Annotated in this window: 1 protein-coding gene; it reads right to left on the bottom strand. The window is 36.0% G+C overall.

What is annotated here, in order from left to right; all coding sequences use genetic code 11:
* A partial coding sequence (locus CQA63_RS09995; protein WP_211305747.1) for a hypothetical protein occupies positions 1-787 on the bottom strand: 787 nt, incomplete at both ends.

Raw genomic sequence — 787 nt, forward strand, 5'->3', positions numbered from 1 at the left:
AATGGTTTTAGCATTAGTTAGCATATCCATCGTGGCATTAGCATAGTTATTTAAGGTGGTTATGGTGGAATTATTAGTGAGATTTTTCATCGTGGCATTGGTCGCAGCAGTAGCTGCTGCAGTGGCAGCGGTTATTTGAGTGCCTGTAGTAGCACTCCCATTATTAAAGGTCGTTATACTCCCAGCATTAGTAAAATCAGCATTAATGCTGCCATGGTTATTAATGGTCTCTATACTCCCAGAAGTTTGATTATCTAAAGAGCTAATCGTGCCATTGTTAGTTAAGGTTTCTATTTGAGCATTGGCATTATTGGTGATAGTGGTTATGGTGGCGTTGTTATTATTATTCAGTGTAGTAATGGTGCCAGAGTTGGTGAGGCTAGATAAAGTGGTGTTAGTATTAGTAAGTGTGGTTATGGTGGCATTTTGTCCAGAGTTTGTGATTCCATTAGTGATAGTTCCACTATTAGTAAGTGTGGTTATGGTTTGATTATTGGTGAGTGTATCTATAGTAGCATTAGCTTGATTATCTAAGCTTGTTATGGTATCACTATTCGTTAGTCCTTTAAATTGCCCGCTTGATTTATTAGTTAGGTTAGTAATACTTCCACTATTGGTAAAGTCATTAGTAATCGTGCCAGAGTTATTTAAATTATTAATCGTGGCATTTTGCATATTAGTTAAAGTTGTAATGGTGCTACCTGTGGTATTTTCTAATGTATCTATGGTGGCATTAGCATTATTAGTAATACTTGTAATAGTAGAGCTAGCATTATTATTGAGTGTA

This window comes from Helicobacter marmotae, assembly GCF_003364255.1.
In the GTDB taxonomy this organism is placed as follows: Bacteria; Campylobacterota; Campylobacteria; order Campylobacterales; family Helicobacteraceae; genus Helicobacter_C; species Helicobacter_C marmotae.